Source organism: Aeromonas sp. 82P (assembly GCF_051919365.1).
In the GTDB taxonomy this organism is placed as follows: domain Bacteria; phylum Pseudomonadota; class Gammaproteobacteria; order Enterobacterales; family Aeromonadaceae; genus Aeromonas; species Aeromonas veronii.
Window position 1 is genome coordinate 1,850,962 of record NZ_JBQBEV010000001.1, and the last position, 17,600, is coordinate 1,868,561.

Consider the following 17,600-nt stretch of genomic DNA (forward strand, 5'->3'; position numbering starts at 1 on the left):
GGGCGGCTGCGATGGCCGCCCGCTGCATGCATTAAAACTCGCCTTCGGTGATGGCCTGACTGATGGCGCCGGTCAATACCCGCAACTCTTCAGGGGTGATGACGAAGGGGGGCATCAGGTAGACCAGCTTGCCAAAGGGGCGGATCCAGGCGCCCAGTTCGACAAACTTGCGCTGGATGCGCGCCACATCCACCCGCTCTTTCATCTCCACCACCCCGATGGCGCCGAGCACCCGCACATCCGCGACCGCCGGGTGCAGGGTCAGCTCTACCAGTTCTGTTCGCAGCTGATGCTCGATGGTGCGCACCCGCTCCTGCCAAGGTGAGGTCAGCAGCAGATCGATGGAGGCGTTGGCCACCGCGCAGGCGAGGGGATTGCCCATAAAGGTGGGGCCGTGCATAAAGACGCCGGCCTTGCCGTGACAGATGGTGCGGGCGACATGCTCGGTGGTCAGGGTCGCCGAGAGGGTGAGGTAGCCGCCGGTGAGCGCCTTGCCCAGACACATGATGTCGGGGCTGATCCCCGCCCAGTCGCAGGCAAACAGCTGGCCAGTGCGGCCAAAGCCGGTGGCAATCTCGTCGGCAATCAGCAGCACGCCGAATTCGTCGCACAGGGCGCGCACCCACTGCAGGTAGCGGGGGTGATAGAAGCGCATGCCGCCAGCACCTTGCACTATGGGCTCAAGCACGATGGCGGCGATCTCTTCGTGATGATCGGCGATGAGCGTCGCCAGCTCCACCACGCACTGCTCGTCCCACTCGGCGTGGAAGCGGCAGCTGGGTGCTTCGACAAAATAGTGTTCCGGCAGGAATCCTTTGTAGAGCTCATGCATGCCGCCATCGGGATCGCAGACGCTCATGGCGCCAAAGGTGTCGCCGTGATAGCCGCTGCGCAGGGCGACGAACTTGGCTCTGGGCGTCCCCCTGGCGTGCCAGTACTGCTGCGCCATTTTGAGCGCCACTTCCACTGCCACCGAGCCGGAATCGGCCAGAAATACCCGATCAAGCCCCTTCGGAGTGATCTCCACCAGCTTGCGGCAGAGCTCGACCGCCGGGGCGTGGGTGAGGCCGCCAAACATCACGTGGGACATTTTGCCGAGCTGGGCGGTGGCGGCGGCGTCCAACTCCGGCACCTGATAGCCGTGCACGCAAGCCCACCAGGAGCTCATGCCATCCACCAGTTTGCGGCCATCGCTGAGGGTGAGGGTGACCCCTTTGGCACTGGCCACTTCATAGCAGGGCAGGGGGTGAGTGAGTGAGGTATAGGGGTGCCAGATGTGGTGCAGGTCGAATTCTTGATTGGTCATTTGTTGTTCTATTGTCAATTGGTTTGATCTGGTCGGTGTTGACAGTCTACGCGTGCTCTCTACACTAGCCAACAATTTCAGCCACTTGGCACTGCGCATCACCCTGAGCGCGCAGGCCCGGCGGCGGGTTCTGTGGCCGTCCATCCCAAGATGGCGGGCGCAGGATCCCACTAATAACAACCGGAAGCCATGTATGAATGCTCTCACCGCGGGCGGTCACGCCCTTCGTCATGACTGGACCCTAGCCGAGGTTCAGGCCCTGTTTGCCCTGCCATTCAACGATCTGCTGTTTCAGGCCCAGACCGTCCACCGCGCCCACTTTGACCCGAATGAAGTGCAGGTGAGCACCTTGCTCTCCATCAAGACCGGCGCCTGCCCGGAAGATTGCAAATACTGCCCCCAGAGCGCCCGTTACCACACCGGTCTAGAGGCCGAGCGGCTGATGGAGGTGGAGAAGGTGCTGGAGCGGGCCCGCGAAGCCAAGGCCAATGGCTCGTCCCGTTTCTGCATGGGGGCCGCCTGGCGCAACCCCAAAGAAAAAGACATGCCCTACATCATCCGGATGATCGAGGAGGTGCGCGGGCTCGGTATGGAGACCTGCATGACGCTAGGGATGCTCACCGCCGATCAGGCGGCCCGTCTTGGCGCTGCGGGGCTCGATTACTACAACCACAACCTCGATACCTCGCCCGAGTTTTACGGCGAGATCATCTCTACCCGCACCTATCAGGATCGACTCGATACCCTGGAGCATGTGCGCGGTGCCGGGATGAAGGTGTGCTCCGGCGGTATCGTCGGCATGGGCGAGCAGGCCAAAGACCGTGCGGGCCTCTTGATGGCGCTCGCCAACCTGCCGCGGCACCCGGAGAGTGTGCCCATCAACATGCTGGTCAAGGTGAAGGGAACGCCGCTGGAGGATCAGGAGAACCTCGATCCGTTCGAATTTATCCGCACCATCGCCGTGGCACGGATCATGATGCCCGCCTCCCATGTGCGCCTCTCAGCCGGGCGGGAGAAGATGAATGAGCAGATGCAGGCCATGTGTTTTATGGCCGGGGCCAACTCCATTTTCTATGGCTGCAAGTTGCTGACCACCCCCAACCCGGACGAAAACAGCGATATTCAGCTGTTCAAGCGGCTCGGCATTCGCCCTGCCCAGCGGGCCCAGAAGCCGGATCAGGTTCAAGAAGAGGAACTGCTGGCCGAGGTGAGTCGCCAGAGCGAGCCTGCCGAGATGTTTTATGACGCCACCCGCCCCCGTGCAAGGGCTGCGCGGTCATGAACGGCCCTGCAGTAACGGGCCCCTTTGTGTTGGGCACGGCTCTGGCCGAGCGCGAGCAGGTGGGTCTGCTGCGCAACCGCATCGCGACCGACGGGGCGAGTGGCGGGCGGCTCAGGGTTGCGGGGCGCGACTACCTCAACTTTTCCGCCAACGACTATCTGGGACTGGCGGATCACGGCGCCATCAAGGCCGCCTTCAACGCGGGGATTGAACGTTATGGCACGGGCTCCGGCGCCTCGCCGCTGGTGACCGGGTACAGCCGTGCCCACCAACAGCTTGAGGAGACCCTGGCCGAGTGGCTCGGGGTGGAGGCGGTGCTGCTGTTCAACTGCGGTTTTTCGGCCAATCAGGCGGTGCTCAAAGCGCTGCTCGGCAAGGAACATCTGCTGTGGCAGGACAAACTCAACCACGCCTCTTTGCAGGAGATGGGCAGCCAGCTCCCTTGCAAGATGAAGCGTTTTGCCCACAACGATATGGCGGCCCTTGAACGGCAGCTTGAGCCAAATCGCGGGCTGATTGTCTCGGAAGGGGTGTTCAGCATGGACGGGGATCAGGCCCCCTGGGCTGAGCTTGCGGCATTGGCCGCCCAAAGCGGCAACTGGCTGATGATCGACGATGCCCACGGCCTCGGCGTGCTGGGACCCGAGGGGCGTGGCACGCTGGCGGCGCAGGGAGTTCCTCCTGCCAGCGTACACATCCAGATGGGCACTTTTGGCAAGGCGCTTGGCGTCGCAGGCGCCTTTGTCGGCGGCAGTCGCGAACTGGTGGAGTATCTGGTCAACTTCGCCCGCCACTACGTCTACAGCACCCATATGCCCGCCGCCCAGGCTTGCGCGGTCAGCAAGAGCATCGAGCTGGTGCGTGCCGCCGATGAGGCCCGCTCCCATCTTGGTAAGCTCATCGCCCGCTTCCGGCAAGGGGCACAGGCGTTGGGTTGGCAACTCGGTGCGAGCGATACCCCGATCCAGCCGCTGCTGGTGGGGGAGAGCAGTGTTGCCCTGCAACTGGCAGAACGGCTGCGGGAGCGCGGCGTCTGGGTGAGCGCCATCCGCCCGCCCACGGTGCCAGTTGGTAAGGCGCGGCTGCGCATTACCCTGAGCGCGGCTCATCGCGAGCAGGATGTGGATCGCCTGCTCGATGCCTTGGGGGTCTGCCCTGCAGTTACAACACTTGGGGAGGCTCACTATGGCTGAGCGTTTTCAAACGGTTGACAAGGCGCAGCTTGCTCGCCGTTTCGGCGCCGCTGCTCGTCATTATGATGCCCATGCCCGCTTTCAACAGGAGGTGGGTCAGGCGCTGTTGGAATGGATGCCGAGCAGGCCGGTTGGCACTGATCTGACGGTGAGCGGACTGGATCTGGGCTGTGGCACCGGCTTTTTCTTGCCCCAACTGGCGAACCGTTGTCATCAGTTGGTGGGGCTGGATCTCGCCCCCGGCATGCTGGCGCAGGCTGCCTTGCGTGGCAGCGATGCTCGCCTGCTCTGCGGCGATGCGGAGCAACTTCCTTTCGCCGACAGCGCGTTTGACTGGGTTTTCTCCAGTCTGGCGTTGCAGTGGTGCGAGCGTCCGGCCCAGGCTTTTGGCGAGCTGCTGCGGGTGGTCAAACCGGGCGGCCAGATCTTTTTCTCGACCCTGCTCGATGAGTCGCTCTGGCAGTTGCGAGCCGCCTGGCAGCAGCTTGATGGTCGCGCCCATGTCAATCGCTTCCTCAGCCTGCCACAATTGGAGCAGGCTCTGGCGAGCGCCGGGGTATCTGCTCCCGAGCTGCGTTGTATCACCTGGGATCTCGCCTATCTTGAATTGCCGCAGTTGTTGCGCGATCTCAAGGGGATTGGGGCCAATCAGGTCAATGACAATCAGGGGAGTGCCGCCCCGGCCGGTCTGAGTGGTCGCGCCAGATTGCAGCAGCTGGCTCAGGCGTATGAGGCGTTTCGCCAGCCCGATGGCAGGCTGGTCGCCAGTTATCGGGTGTGCCTCGGCCGTCTCAGCAAGCCTCGCTGAGCGCCGGGAATCGCATTGTGTGCAGGGTAGTCAACGGGCCCTGCCAAGGAGAGAACCGTATGAAATCATTCTTTATCACCGGCACCGATACCGATGTGGGCAAGACGCTGGTGGCGCGCACCCTGCTGCGTGAATTCAGCGCACAGGGAATCAAGTGCGCGGGTTACAAGCCGGTCTCGGCCGGATGTGCCCGCACTCCGGACGGGCTGCGCAACCTGGATGCCGTCCTGTTGCAGGAGGCGGCGAGTCTGCCGCTGCCCTATGAGGTGGTCAATCCGTTCGCCTATGAGCCGCCGATTGCACCCCACATTGCCGCCAGCGAGGCGCGCCAGCCCATCACCATGCAGGGGTTGAGCGAGGGGCTACGCAAGATTGAACAGGCCGGGGCCGAACTGGCGGTAGTGGAAGGGGCGGGGGGCTGGTATCTGCCGCTCGATCGCAAGCATCTGCTGTCGGACTGGGTGAAACAGGAGAACATGGCGGTGATCATGGTAGTGGGGGCCAAGTTGGGTTGCCTCAACCATGCGCTGCTCACCTTTGCCGCCATCCGCAACGATCAGCTGCCGGTGGCGGGGTGGGTAATTAATCGGCTCCATGGTTCCATGAGCCATTATCAGGAAAATCTGGACACCCTGAGGGGCTTGCTGCCTGCCCCCTTCCTCGGCGAAATTCCGTTTATAAACAATCCGCTTGAAGCCGATTTGCAGGGGCGTCTCGATATCTCGCCGCTACTTTGACGGCATATTCAGCGAACATTCATCGAATCTCCCTAGAATGTCGACATTAACATGATCAGGTGGGGATCCCGAGTGATCCCCGGTCATGTCCCTTATCTTCACAAGGAGTCTATATGAAGCGAATTATGCTATTCCTGGTGACCAACCTGGCCGTCATGCTGGTGCTGGGGGTGGTACTCAATATCCTGTTCTCGGTTCTGGGGATCAACAAGTCCAGCATTTCCGGGCTGTTGGTGTTCTGTGCCGTGTTCGGTTTTGGGGGTTCCTTTATCTCCTTGCTGATGTCCAAGTGGATGGCCAAGCGCAGCTATGGCGTCCAGGTCATCGAGCAACCCCGTAACGAGACCGAGCACTGGCTGGTGAGCACTGTGGCCCGTCAGGCTCGCGAAGCGGGTATCAAGATGCCGGAAGTGGGGATCTACGACTCTCCCGAGATGAACGCCTTTGCAACCGGCGCCCGCCGCGATGATTCGCTGGTGGCGGTCTCCTCCGGCCTGCTCTACAGCATGAGCCGTGACGAGGCGGAAGCGGTACTGGCCCACGAGGTTAGCCACGTGGCCAATGGCGATATGGTGACCCTGACCCTGATCCAGGGTGTAGTGAACACCTTCGTGATGTTCTTCGCCCGGATCGTGGCTGGCGTGATCAGCAACTTCTTCAGCTCCAACAACGAGGAAGAGAGCAGCAGTACCGGCGGTTTTGCCTACATGATCACCGTGTTCGTGCTGGAGATGCTGTTCGGCATTCTGGCCTCCATCATCGTCATGTGGTTCAGCCGTCAGCGTGAGTTCCGTGCCGATGCCGGTGCCGCCAAGCTGGCCGGTCGCGACAAGATGATTGCCGCCCTTGAGCGCCTCTCCCGCGGTGCCGAGCCGCAGCTGGAAGGCTCCATGATGGCCTTTGGCATCAACGGCAAGCGCTCCATGAGCGAGCTGTTCATGAGCCACCCGCCCATCGAGCAGCGTATCGCCGCCCTGCGTGGTTGATAGATACTGAATGACGGGGGATCACCCCGAATAAAAAACGGCTGCCTTCGGGCAGCCGTTTTGCTTTTCAGCGTTCTTTAAAGCTTGAAGTGTCCCATCTCCTGACGCAGTACCCGTGACAGCTGCTTGAGCTTGGCCGCCTCTTGCGACACGTGGCGGGCGGCATCCCCCGATTGCTCGGAGAGGGAGGTGATGTTGCCGACGGTGGAGACTACCTCGTTGGCGGCGGTCGACTGCTCGCGCAGGGTGTGGCTGATCTCTCCCATCAAGCCGGTGAGGTTGGAGGCGTGGCTCTGGATGCTGGCGATCGCCTCGCCGGTCTGGTTGGCCAGCGTGACCCCGCGAGAGACGTTGTTGACCGTGTTCTCCATGCTGCGGATGGAGGCATCCGCCCCACTCTGGATTTTGCTAATCATCCCGGTGATCTGCTGGGTTGAGGCCGCCGAGCGACTGGCCAGATTGCGCACCTCGTCGGCCACCACCGCAAAGCCGCGACCCTGTTCACCGGCCCGCGCTGCCTCGATGGCCGCGTTGAGAGCCAGCAGGTTGGTCTGATCGGCGATACCGCGGATCACCCCGATGATCTCCGAAATCTGCTGGGTATGGCCGTTGAGCTCGGAGATGGTGCTGGCTGCATCCCCCACAGTGGTGGAGATATTCTCGATGCTGCCAAGCGTCTCTTTAATGACCCCTGACCCCTCCTCCAGGGTATTGGCTGAGACCTTGCTCAGCTCGTCGGCATGGGTGGCATTGTCGGAGAGGTGACTGATGCTCACCACCAGCTCCTCGATGGCGGCGGCCATGGTCTGGGTGCTGGTTTGCTGATCGGTGGCAAACTGGGCGGTCTGCTCGGCAATTTGGGCGATGCTGTCAGCAGAGTGGGACAGCTCCTCGGTGGAGTGGGAGACCTTGGCGATGATCCCCTTGAGGGTGGTCTGCATACCGCCGAGCAGGCCGATCAGGCTCTCTTTCGATCCTGGCGGCACCTTGATGGGGCGCGAGAAGTCCCCTTCCGCCATCATATGAAGATCGGTCTTGAGCTGTTCGACCGAGGTGCCCACCAGATCGAGCAGGGAGCGATAGGTGCGCCAGAGGAAGAACATCAACACCAGACCGAGGGCGATAAAGAGATAGCGCAACATATCGGTATTGGCGATGGCGCTCTCGACTGCCTCATGGTTGCGCTGCTCCATCATCACGTAGAAGTCATCGATGGGGGACATGATGCGCCCCTTGTTCTGGTGATAGGCCTTGTCATGCATCATGGCGATGGCTTTTTGCTGGTTGGCAACCGGATCGCCATCGCTCTGCTGCACCAGCTTGAAGGCGGCGACCTCGGTGTTGACCAGGGCATCCGAGTTGTTTTTGGCCTCGTTCAGTTTGGCGAGTTCGCCGTCGGTGAAACCGGCATCCTTCATCAGGTCGATCAGGCCACGGCGAACATTGCTGTCGGGGCGGGGATTCTGGCCGTTGGCGGCGACAAAGTCCCAGTAGATACGGTTGTAGCCATCCGGTCTCGGCTGTTCGCCGTTGCGAATGGCCAGGATCCGCATGTACTGCTGTTCGTAGGCTGGATCCTTGGTGATGACATAGGTGCGCCCGAGTCGGGTCAGATCATCGGAGGATTGGCGCAGCTCATCGGCCAGCAGGTAGGAGACATATTGTTGTCGATAACTCTCTTCCAGTTGTTTACCCGCCCAGCTATAGGCGAAAAACACCAGTGACAGCAGGACCAGGGTGATGACGGATAGCAGCAGGTTGAGCTGAAAGGCGGGCTTGTTCTGTTCCATGGTATGGGCGTCCTTTCCCTATGGCTGAGTGTCGTATGGAGCATCGCCAAGTCAATGGCTGGCAAGGCTTTTTGCTCTGAGAGTATAGGAAGGGAAACTCACAGATGAAGGCGGTGGGGACAAATTAAGGGCGGGTCAGGTGAACAAGTGTGGATAAAGATGACCGGGGTCAATTCCCCGGTCATCTGGATTGGTGTGAGTTAATGCGGCTCGATCACCCGATCATAGGATTTCAAGGTCGGTGAGCGGCACGGCGCAGCAGGCAAGGATCTTGCCCTCTGCCCGCTCGGCAGCGGTGATGGCGGGGGCATCCGGGTGGTCAACATCACCAGAAACCAGCGTCTGCTTGCAACTGCCGCAGATGCCGGCGCGGCAGCTCCATGGCAGCTCTACGCCTTGCTTGTTGGCCTGATCCAGCACTGTGCCCTGATTGTTGCCGGTAAAGGCTTGGGCGCCGATACGCAGTTGCACCGTCTGATGGGGGCGGGCCACCGAGAGAATGGCGCCGCCAAAACTCTCCTGTTTGATCCGTGCGGCCGGAACGCCGAGGGCTGCAACTTTGGCGGCAGCATCGGCCATAAAGCCGTGGGGGCCGCAGATAAAGACCTCTTTTTCGGCCAGCCCTTTGATCTGTTGCAGATGCTCATCATTGAGCCGTCCTTGCAGCCCCTGCCAGTGATTGTCCGGCTGGCTCAGGATCAGGGTGAGGGTCATCCCCTGCTGCGCCATGACGTGCAGTTCGCTGGCGGCGGGAATGTCCGCTTCGCTGCGGCACAGGTGCATAAAGTGAACCTCTTCCAGCTCCCCGCGTAGCGCCAGGGTGCGGGCTATCGCCAGCATGGGGGTGACGCCGGAGCCTGCGGAGAGCAACAGGAGGTTGCGCTCAGACCCTAAGTGAAACTCACCAGCGGGGTTGGCGGCCAGCAGCCGATCACCCACCTGCAACTGCTGGTGCAGCCAGTGGGAGATGCGGCCACCCTCCACCTTCTTGACGCTGATGCTGTAACGCTCCGGTTGATCCGGTGTGGAGCTCAGGGTATAGCGGCGCTGAATCCGCTCGTTTTTGATATCGAGACTGATGGGCAGATGCTGGCCCGGCAGGTAGTCGGGCAGGGGCTCGCCATCGGTGGCTTCGAACCAGAAGGTCTCCAGATCCCGCGCCAGCGGTTCGCGGGCCACGCAGACCAGCTCCCGCTTCTTCGGCGCGGCGGCGGGATAGACCACCGGACGGGTACGCTCCAGCACCTCGATCTCGCTGCCTGCCTCAATCCATCCCTCGTTCAGCGCCACCATATTCTGGCCGAAGTAGACCTCGCCATCCTCGCCACGGCGGTAGCGGGTAAGGGTGGCCAGCGGCTCTTTCAGGGCGTTGAAACGATCGGTGCCCGCTTCCACCGTGGTCATGATGCAGCGGCTGCAGGGCTTGACCACCTTGAATTCCACCTCGCCGATGCGGATACGCACCCAGCTGTCCTCCTCGAAGGGCTGGGTGTTGCTTGCCACCAGATTGGTGCGGAACTGGCTCATCTGGTGCAGCGCATCGGAGCGCAGATTGAGATCCTCCAGAGAGGCCTGGCTTATCAGCAGCAGCGGATAACCGTCGGCAAAGCTGACCCGGGTGCCGGTCTTCTCGCGAAAGCGATCAGAGGTTTCACCCAGCCAGAGCAGTTGCACCGTCTCCCCTGCCACCCGGCTTAGCCAGCCATCGGCTTTGGGGTCGGTGTGCAGGGCGGTGAAACGGTCGCTCCAGACTCCGGTAGCTTGCGGGGCGCGGCTGAAGTCGACCTCTTGCAGGGTGAGCGGTTCAAAGCCCGGATAGCGCAGTTGCAAGCCTCCTTCGATGGGGGTGGCCACGACCTGTTGCAGCTGGGGATGGGTACGGGCGGTGATAAAGGTGCCGTCCGGTTTGACCACCATGTAGCGGCGATCCCCTGCCAGTCCCTCTTCGGTCACCCGGGCGCGAGCCAGCGGCATACCTGCAGTCGATTTGATGGGGTAGAGGTGAATGCTGTCTAGCCTGGGCATCTTCATATCCTTGTGACGCGGCGCGATCGCCTGGAAAAAGGGGAACATAACGGTTCCCCGACGATCCGGCAATCCTTTCAAGGGGGCGGTCTATAGTTGGGAAAACAGAACAAGAGGGCATCGGGATGAAAATAAGCTGGTTGCTGGCGGGGAGCCTTTTTTGCCACGGGCTCTGGGCGCAGGAGCTGACCCTGACCACGGGAGAGTATCCCCCTTACTGCTCCGAGACGCTGAAATATCAGGGGCTTATCCCCCATGTGGTGAGCGAGGCATTCAAGAGTGAGGGGGTGAGCGTCAAGTTCCAGTTTCTGCCCTGGAAGCGGGCCTTTCGCTTGTCGGAGGAGGGAGTGGTGGATGGCACTGTCCACTGGTATGAGTCGAGCGAGCGGCGCAAAACCCATCTCTACAGCGATCCCATCCTGAGCGAAACCTATGTCTGGTTCTATCTCAAGTCCGATCCGCTGGAATGGCGCAGCTATCAGGATCTGGCGGATCGCAAGCTGGCTGCGGTCAGTGGCTATACCTACAATGCAGATTTTTTTGCAGCCATCGCGCAGGTGCCGCTGCAGGTGCAGTTCGTCACCCGGCTGCGCCAGAGCTTTGATCTGCTGCTCTCCGGCCGCGCCGACCTGACGCTGGAGAACATCGATGTCGGCTACTACTCCCTGCGTCAGTTCTACCCGGCCAGCACGGTCGATCTCTTTGCAACCCATTCAAAACCCGTGATGAAGGTCGAAGGTCACCTGTTGATCAGTCGCAAGCGCGCCAACGCTGACGAGCTGATCAAAACCTTCAATCGGGGCCTCGCCAAACTGAAAGCCAGCGGTCAGCTGGAGAAGATGTTACTTGAGTCACGTTCTGGTCTCTATGAACCATAAAGTGCAACATTTTTTGATCCTGATTCGCTAATCAGTACAAAAAAGCGGCCATTATCGACTCAGTTCCCAGTTTCTAACGCTTTCGCTTCTTCCCCATCCGGCCACCGTCCGCTTCGGCTACACGGTATCAAGCGCCATCGGGTGGGGCCTGTCACACAAAAAGAAGAAAGCAATGTATGAGCAAACAACTGGACATGACCCCATTGCCGGATCTCTCCCTGAAAACGGGAACAGGCCCGGTGCGTACCCGGCTACCCGTTTGGCGGCCAGCCCTGCCACCCTGCAATCACGCCTGCCCGGCCGGAGAAAATATCCAGGCCTGGCTCTCTTTGGCGCAGGCCGGCCGTTTTGAGGCGGCCTGGCAGACCCTGATCGAAGAGAACCCCTTGCCCGCCATTCATGGCCGGGTCTGCTATCACCCCTGCGAGAGCGCCTGCAACCGCGGTCAGGTGGATGAATCCGTCTCCATCCACGCCATCGAGCGCTTCCTCGGCGACGAAGCGCTGGCCCGTGGTTGGCTGCCTGCGCCCCCTGCGCCCGCCAGCGGCAAGAAGGTGCTGGTCATTGGCGCTGGCCCCTCCGGCCTCTCCTGCGCCTGGCACCTCAACCGGCTCGGTCATCAGGTGGAGATCCGCGAAGCGGGGCCGCTGGCGGGCGGCATGCTGCGTTTTGGCATTCCCGCTTACCGTCTGCCTCGCGATGTGCTGGATCGGGAGGTAGCCCGTATCGTGGCGGCCGGAGTGACCCTGACCCTCAACCACAAGGTGGAGGATGTGCTGCGCGAGCGTGACGAGGGGGGCTTTGATGCCGTCTTTATGGCCATCGGCGCCCATCTGGCCAAGCGGGTCGATATTCCGGCCCGTGAAGCGGGCAAGATCCTCGATGCGGTGAGCTTCCTCGAACAAGCCAGTCTGGCCGAAGAGCAGGGCTTACCGCCACCCAAACTGGGACGGCGGGTGGCCATCTATGGCGGCGGCAATACCGCCATGGATGCGGCCCGTACCGCCCGCCGTTTGGGCGTTGAAGAGGCAATGATCATCTACCGCCGCGACCGGGACCATATGCCGGCCCACGCCTTTGAAGCCGACGAGGCCGAGGAGGAGGGGATCAAGATCAACTGGCTGCGCAGCATCCGCCAGCTCGACAGCACCAATATCGAAGTGGAGGTGATGGCGCTGGATGCCGAGGGCAAGCCAGTGCCCACCGGCAAGTTTGAAACCCTCGAAGCGGATTCCCTTATTCTGGCGCTCGGTCAGGAGGTCGACCTCTCGGTGCTGGAGAGCATTCCCGGCGTGCGGGTCAACAAGGAAGGGGTCGTACAGGTGGCGGGCAACCTGATGACGGATGTGCCGGGTCTGTTTGCCGGCGGCGACATGGTGCCCTCCGAGCGCACCGTCACCATCGCCACCGGCCATGGCAAGAAGGCGGCGCGCCATATGGATGCCTGGCTGCGCGGTCGCCACTACCACAAACCGCTCTCCTACCCGCTGGTGGGGCCGGAGCAGTTGCAACTCTGGTTCCAGACCCACGCCCCGGCCAGCAGTCAGCCAGTCAAACCGGCGTGGGCACGGGATGACTTTGGCGAGATCATCGGCGGGCTGGATGAGGTAGCCGCCCGTTACGAGGCGGCGCGTTGTTACTCCTGCGGCAATTGCTTCGAGTGCGACGGCTGCTATGGCAGTTGCCCCGAGCAGGCCATCGCCAAGTTGGGGCCGGGCAAAGGCTATCAGGTGGATGCCGAGCGCTGCACCGGCTGCGGTGCCTGTCACGACCAGTGCCCTTGTCACGCCATCGAGCTGCGCCAACCGGAGGAGTCCTAATGAGACATGAACTGATCATGGTCGACGGCAACGAAGCCGCGGCCCGGGTGGCCTACCAGCTGAGTGAAGTGTGTGCCATCTACCCCATTACCCCGAGCTCGACCATGGCCGAACTGGCCGATGCCTGGGCGGCGGAGGGACAAACCAACCTGTGGGGCAACATTCCCACAGTGGTGGAGATGCAGAGCGAAGGGGGGGCTGCTGGTACGGTACACGGCGCCCTGCAGGCGGGGGCGCTCGCCACCACTTTCACCGCCAGTCAGGGGCTGATGCTGATGCTGCCCAACATGTACAAGATCGCCGGTGAATTGACCTCGGCGGTGTTCCATGTGGCGGCCCGCTCGCTGGCGGCTCAGGGGCTGTCGATTTTTGGCGACCATCAGGATGTGATGGCGGCGCGCAGCACCGGCTTTGCCATGCTTGCCTCCGGCTCGGTGCAGGAGGCGCAGGACCTGGCCTTGGTCGCCCACAGCGTCACCTTGCAATGCCGGGTGCCCTTTATCCACTTCTTCGACGGGTTCCGTACCTCCCACGAGGTGAACAAGATCACCGCCCTGCATCGGGATGAAATTCGCGCTCTTATCGACAACGACTGGGTGCGGGCCCACCGCGCACGGGCCCTCAACCCGGATCATCCCGTGATGCGCGGCACCGCCCAGAACCCGGATACCTATTTCCAGTCCCGCGAGAGCGTCAACCCCTTCTACGAGGCTGTACCGGCGCGGGTGCAGCAGTGCATGGACAACTTGGGCGAGCTGACCGGCCGCCACTATCGGCTGGTGGAGTACCACGGTGCGCCTGATGCCACCGATGTCATCGTGCTGATGGGCTCGGGGGCGGCCACCGCCCGCACCACCGTGGATTGGCTCAACCGGCAGGATCGCAAGACCGGGGTACTGGTCATTCGCCTCTATCGCCCCTTCCCGGTACAGGCGCTGCTCGACGCGCTGCCGCAGGGCGTGCGGCGCATCGCCGTGCTGGATCGCACCAAGGAGCCGGGGGCGGGCGGCGAGCCGCTGCTGCTGGATGTGCAGAGCGCGCTGATCGACGGTTTGCAGCGCGGCCTTATCAAGCGGCTGCCCTGGCTCAGTGGCGGTCGCTATGGCCTCTCTTCCAAGGAGTTCACCCCGGCCATGTGCGCGGCTGTGTTCGAGGAGCTGGCATCCGATGCGCCGCGTCCGCGCTTTACCGTGGGGATTGTCGATGACGTATCCGGCCTCAGTCTGGCCTGGCACCCCATCGGCGATCTGGAGCCTGCCAGCCGGGTGCGGGCCCTGTTTTTTGGCCTTGGCGCAGACGGCACAGTCGGCGCCAACAAGAACAGCATCAAGATCATCGGCGAGCTGGAGGGGTTCCACGCCCAGGGCTACTTCGTCTACGACTCCAAGAAGTCGGGCTCGCGCACCGTCTCCCACCTGCGCTTTGGCCCCGAGCCCATCGACGCCCCCTGGCTTATCGAGCAGGCGAGCTTTATCGGCTGCCACCAGTGGGGTTTTGTCGAATCGGTCGATCTGCTGGAGCACGCCGCCGAAGGGGCGACCCTGCTACTTAATGCTCCCTATGAGGCGGACAAGGTGTGGGGCCAGCTGCCCGAGCGGCTACGCGCCCGTATTCGCGCCCTCAATATCCAGCTCTACTGCATCGATGGGGATCGGGTGGCCGAGCAAAACGGCATGGGCAATCGCATCAACACCATCATGCAGACCTGCTTCTTCGCGTTGGCTGGCATCTTGCCGCGGGATGAGGCGATTGCGCTGATCAAGGAGAGCATCGAGAAGAGTTATGCCCGCAAGGGACCCGAGGTGGTGGCGCGCAACTTCGCGGCAGTGGACGATACCTTGGCTCACTTAAGCAAGGTGGTCATTCCGGCCGGTGAGGAGCAGATCAGCGACTATCCGTTGCCGCTGGCACCAGGGGGCAGCGAGTTTGTCCAGCGGGTCACCGGCGAGATGCTGGCGGGGCGTGGCGATCTGATCCCCGTCTCCATGCTGCCGGTGGATGGCACTTACCCCACTGCCACCAGCCGCTTCGAGAAGCGCGATATCGCCCGCGAGATCCCGATTTGGCATTCGGATATCTGTATCCAGTGCGGCAACTGCGTCTTTGTCTGCCCCCACGCGGCACTGCGGGCCAAGTTCTACCATCAGGACTGGCTGGCGACCGCCCCCGAGGCAGCCCAGTCGGTGCCCGTTACCGCCAAGGGATTCCCCGACAGCCGCTACACCCTGCAGCTCTATCCGGAGGATTGCACCGGCTGCGGTCAGTGCGTGCAGGCCTGTCCGGTGCGGGTCGGGGCCGATGAGGAACACGAGGGCGAGCGCGCCATCACCATGATGGACAAGGCGCCCCATCTGGCTGGCCAGAAACAGGCGCTGCGCTGGTTCGAGAGTCTGCCTTGGCCTGCCCGCGAGCGGGTGGATTTCTCCACGGTGCGCGGTGCCCAGTTCCTCGAACCCCTGTTCGAGTTCTCCGGTGCCTGCGCCGGCTGTGGCGAGACCCCGTACCTCAAGCTGCTGACCCAGCTGTTTGGCGATCGCATGCTGGTGGCCAATGCCACCGGCTGCTCCTCCATCTACGGCGGCAACCTGCCGACCACGCCGTGGGCCAAGAATGGCGAAGGGAAGGGTCCGGCCTGGTCCAACTCCCTGTTCGAAGACAACGCCGAGTTTGGCTTTGGTTTTCGTCTCACCGCCGATCAGCATCACGGGCAGGCGGTGGCGGCCTTGCAAGCGATGAAGGGGGAGTTGGGTGAGGCATTGGTCGAGTCGCTTATCAACGCTCCGCAGCGGCTGGAGTCGGAGATCCGTGCCCAGCGTACCCGGGTCGCGCAAGTGCGGGAGCGGCTGGAAGAGGTGAAATCCGGCAAGGCCCGCGAGCTGCTGTCACTCATCGATCAGCTGGTGCGCCGCTCGGTCTGGATCATCGGCGGCGATGGCTGGGCCTATGACATCGGCTCATCGGGGCTCGATCATGTGCTCGCCTCCGGGCGCGATGTGAACGTGCTGGTGATGGATACCGAGGTCTACTCCAACACTGGCGGCCAGATGTCGAAATCGACCCCGCTCGGTGCCGTCGCCAAGTTCGCTGCGGGGGGTAAGACGCTGGCCAAGAAGGATGTGGCGTTGCAAGCCATCTCCTACGGCAACGTCTATGTTGCCCGCATCGCCTTTGGTGCCAACCCGCAGCAGGCGCTGCAGGCCTTGCGCGAAGCGGAGGCCTACCCGGGCCCGTCGCTTATCATCGCCTACAGCCACTGTATCGCTCACGGTATCGATATGGAGTTTGGCCTGACCCAGCAAAAACGGGCCGTCGCCTCCGGCCACTGGCCGCTGATGCGCTACAACCCGGTACTGCGCAGTGCGGGGCAGAACCCCTTCAGCCTCGACAGCCTGCGCCCCTCCATTCCCCTTGCGGAATACCGGCAGGAGGAGACCCGTTATCGGGTACTGGCCCAGAGCTATCCGGAGGAGGCCGAACGGCTGATGCAGGTGGCGCAAAAAGTGGCGTGGCAGAAGTGGGCCACCTACGAGGAGATGGCCACCCGCGAGGCCAGCCATTTCCATCCGCCGGTGTGAGGATTGGTTAAGTGAAATATAACCAAGCGGGCCAATGGCCCGCTTTTTGATCGAGATTGTAAGTCTTTGCTATTGACCGAAATATTTATTTTTACGGCAAGCATAAGTCAATGTGGAAGTAATATATGAGAAATAGTTGTTGTCATTGTTGATATGCTATTCATCCTAGTGGATAATTTCCTCCTTGAATTTTTATGGGTGTAAGCTATATGGCAGGAACACAAATAATTCCAGAAAAAATAACAAGTCCAATCCAGCTTATGGCTGCGTGGTTTGTCATGTTAGTATTACTATCGTCAGTATTATTAACGGCTGCATCAAAAATTGAAAAGCCAGAATGGGCTGCTGGTTATTTAATTGTATTTACATCGGTACTGGTTTTACTAGTCATCGGTTGTGTTACCTTAATGCTGACTAAGTTCAGACCACATCTACAAGATGGAAAAGAATATGCACAATGGTTGAAGGATAAAGGTATGTATTCTTCTAGCGTTTTCATTGAGCAAAGTACATCTGCATTTAAAGGTTCTGGAAATGTGAATAGAAAATTTGTCATGGATTCGAATGTTATAAATGATGTTTCCGTTAATGTAGTTAATACATATGACTCCAATGTAATGGTTGATGCTTTAAGAACTGATGGTTTTAATGCTGATATTTATGAACCAGAAATGGAGCCATATCAAAATCATTCTGCACATGAATCTATTTGGCTTGGTTATCGTGTGAACCCTACTATCGCTACTAGAGTAATTCAATTGGCAGTTAAAATTTGGCCGCACTTGAAATATGTTCACTTATCTAATGATGGAGGATCACCGCCTGATGAAGTTCATGATCAAATATTTATTGGGGGCTCGACAAGTACGGCTGTGAGTTATGGTATAAAAGAGTGGTTATCTCAAGATTTTGAAAGATTGAATGAGTCGATGACTTATATTGATCTGCATGGGGTAGTGAGGGATAAATATTGAGTTTGCTTGGTGGGAAAGTATTTCTGGTATGGTGGAGTTAGCTCGCCAAAGAATATAGCGTTCGGTCTATATCTAGTAACAATGATGCGAAGTAAAAGTGTAAAAGATACTGGGGTAGGTAATATCTCGTTAGAGAGATGATGACTTTAAAAGTCACTAAAAGTGGGAATGATATGCTGCAACCTTGGCGGAGTTTCTCCACCTGCAGAATAAGGCTGCCTTTTCC

At 60.6% G+C, this 17,600-nt stretch carries 12 protein-coding genes; 9 read left to right on the top strand and 3 right to left on the bottom strand.

The window, feature by feature from the left end; genetic code table 11:
* Positions 1-31: 31 nt before the first annotated feature.
* A complete protein-coding gene (gene bioA, locus ACTG2S_RS08640; RefSeq protein WP_376890822.1) occupies positions 32-1,306 on the bottom strand; it encodes an adenosylmethionine--8-amino-7-oxononanoate transaminase in 1,275 nt (424 codons plus the stop codon).
* 193 nt (positions 1,307-1,499) lie between these two features.
* Here bioA and bioB point away from each other — a divergent pair, with 193 nt between their 5' ends.
* The 5 genes from bioB to htpX all read left to right on the top strand — a co-directional run bounded on the left by bioB (position 1,500) and on the right by htpX (position 6,312).
* Positions 1,500-2,588, top strand: a complete 1,089-nt coding sequence (gene bioB, locus ACTG2S_RS08645) for a biotin synthase BioB (protein ID WP_439982336.1) — start codon at positions 1,500-1,502, stop codon at positions 2,586-2,588.
* On the top strand, positions 2,585-3,781 hold the full coding sequence (gene bioF, locus ACTG2S_RS08650) for an 8-amino-7-oxononanoate synthase (RefSeq protein WP_106843206.1): 1,197 nt from the start codon (positions 2,585-2,587) through the stop codon (positions 3,779-3,781). Before bioB ends, bioF begins: the two co-directional genes overlap by 4 nt.
* Complete coding sequence (bioC, locus tag ACTG2S_RS08655; protein ID WP_106843205.1) at positions 3,774-4,589, top strand: malonyl-ACP O-methyltransferase BioC; 816 nt, start codon at positions 3,774-3,776, stop codon at positions 4,587-4,589. The genes bioF and bioC overlap by 8 nt, the downstream gene beginning before the upstream one ends.
* 59 nt (positions 4,590-4,648) lie before the next feature.
* Positions 4,649-5,326, top strand: coding sequence for a dethiobiotin synthase (gene bioD, locus ACTG2S_RS08660; RefSeq protein ID WP_005337893.1), 678 nt, complete (start codon positions 4,649-4,651; stop codon positions 5,324-5,326).
* A 113-nt stretch (positions 5,327-5,439) separates the two neighbouring features.
* Complete coding sequence (htpX, locus tag ACTG2S_RS08665) at positions 5,440-6,312, top strand: protease HtpX (RefSeq protein WP_005337890.1); 873 nt, start codon at positions 5,440-5,442, stop codon at positions 6,310-6,312.
* Between the two features lie 77 nt (positions 6,313-6,389).
* Here the strand turns inward: htpX and ACTG2S_RS08670 are convergent, their stop codons facing one another.
* The gene (locus ACTG2S_RS08670; protein WP_101530507.1) at positions 6,390-8,102 is read right to left on the bottom strand and encodes a methyl-accepting chemotaxis protein; all 1,713 of its coding nucleotides are present in this window, start codon (positions 8,100-8,102) and stop codon (positions 6,390-6,392) included.
* Between the two features lie 222 nt (positions 8,103-8,324).
* A complete protein-coding gene (locus tag ACTG2S_RS08675) occupies positions 8,325-10,175 on the bottom strand; it encodes a hybrid-cluster NAD(P)-dependent oxidoreductase (protein ID WP_274160986.1) in 1,851 nt (616 codons plus the stop codon).
* A gap of 77 nt (positions 10,176-10,252) precedes the next feature.
* On the opposite strand from ACTG2S_RS08675, the gene ACTG2S_RS08680 reads away from it, so the two are divergent.
* From ACTG2S_RS08680 to ACTG2S_RS08695, 4 genes are all read left to right on the top strand, one after another.
* Positions 10,253-11,005 carry a substrate-binding periplasmic protein gene (locus ACTG2S_RS08680; protein WP_120415265.1) on the top strand — a complete coding sequence of 251 codons (753 nt, stop codon included), beginning with the start codon at positions 10,253-10,255 and terminating at the stop codon, positions 11,003-11,005.
* 176 nt (positions 11,006-11,181) lie between these two features.
* On the top strand, positions 11,182-12,825 hold the full coding sequence (locus ACTG2S_RS08685) for an NAD(P)-binding protein (protein ID WP_439982339.1): 1,644 nt from the start codon (positions 11,182-11,184) through the stop codon (positions 12,823-12,825).
* Complete coding sequence (gene nifJ / locus ACTG2S_RS08690) at positions 12,825-16,400, top strand: pyruvate:ferredoxin (flavodoxin) oxidoreductase (protein WP_439982340.1); 3,576 nt, start codon at positions 12,825-12,827, stop codon at positions 16,398-16,400. Before ACTG2S_RS08685 ends, nifJ begins: the two co-directional genes overlap by 1 nt.
* Positions 16,401-16,609: 209 nt before the next feature.
* The gene (locus ACTG2S_RS08695) at positions 16,610-17,374 is read left to right on the top strand and encodes a hypothetical protein (RefSeq protein WP_279498049.1); all 765 of its coding nucleotides are present in this window, start codon (positions 16,610-16,612) and stop codon (positions 17,372-17,374) included.
* Positions 17,375-17,600: the final 226 nt, after the last annotated feature.

Coding starts and splice junctions, on each gene's coding strand:
- bioA (WP_376890822.1), bottom strand. CDS start 1,306: ATGACCAATCAAGAATTCGACCTGCACCACATCTGGCACCCCTATACC.
- bioB (WP_439982336.1), top strand. CDS start 1,500: ATGAATGCTCTCACCGCGGGCGGTCACGCCCTTCGTCATGACTGGACC.
- bioF (WP_106843206.1), top strand. CDS start 2,585: ATGAACGGCCCTGCAGTAACGGGCCCCTTTGTGTTGGGCACGGCTCTG.
- bioC (WP_106843205.1), top strand. CDS start 3,774: ATGGCTGAGCGTTTTCAAACGGTTGACAAGGCGCAGCTTGCTCGCCGT.
- bioD (WP_005337893.1), top strand. CDS start 4,649: ATGAAATCATTCTTTATCACCGGCACCGATACCGATGTGGGCAAGACG.
- htpX (WP_005337890.1), top strand. CDS start 5,440: ATGAAGCGAATTATGCTATTCCTGGTGACCAACCTGGCCGTCATGCTG.
- ACTG2S_RS08670 (WP_101530507.1), bottom strand. CDS start 8,102: ATGGAACAGAACAAGCCCGCCTTTCAGCTCAACCTGCTGCTATCCGTC.
- ACTG2S_RS08675 (WP_274160986.1), bottom strand. CDS start 10,175: ATGTTCCCCTTTTTCCAGGCGATCGCGCCGCGTCACAAGGATATGAAG.
- ACTG2S_RS08680 (WP_120415265.1), top strand. CDS start 10,253: ATGAAAATAAGCTGGTTGCTGGCGGGGAGCCTTTTTTGCCACGGGCTC.
- ACTG2S_RS08685 (WP_439982339.1), top strand. CDS start 11,182: ATGAGCAAACAACTGGACATGACCCCATTGCCGGATCTCTCCCTGAAA.
- nifJ (WP_439982340.1), top strand. CDS start 12,825: ATGAGACATGAACTGATCATGGTCGACGGCAACGAAGCCGCGGCCCGG.
- ACTG2S_RS08695 (WP_279498049.1), top strand. CDS start 16,610: ATGGCAGGAACACAAATAATTCCAGAAAAAATAACAAGTCCAATCCAG.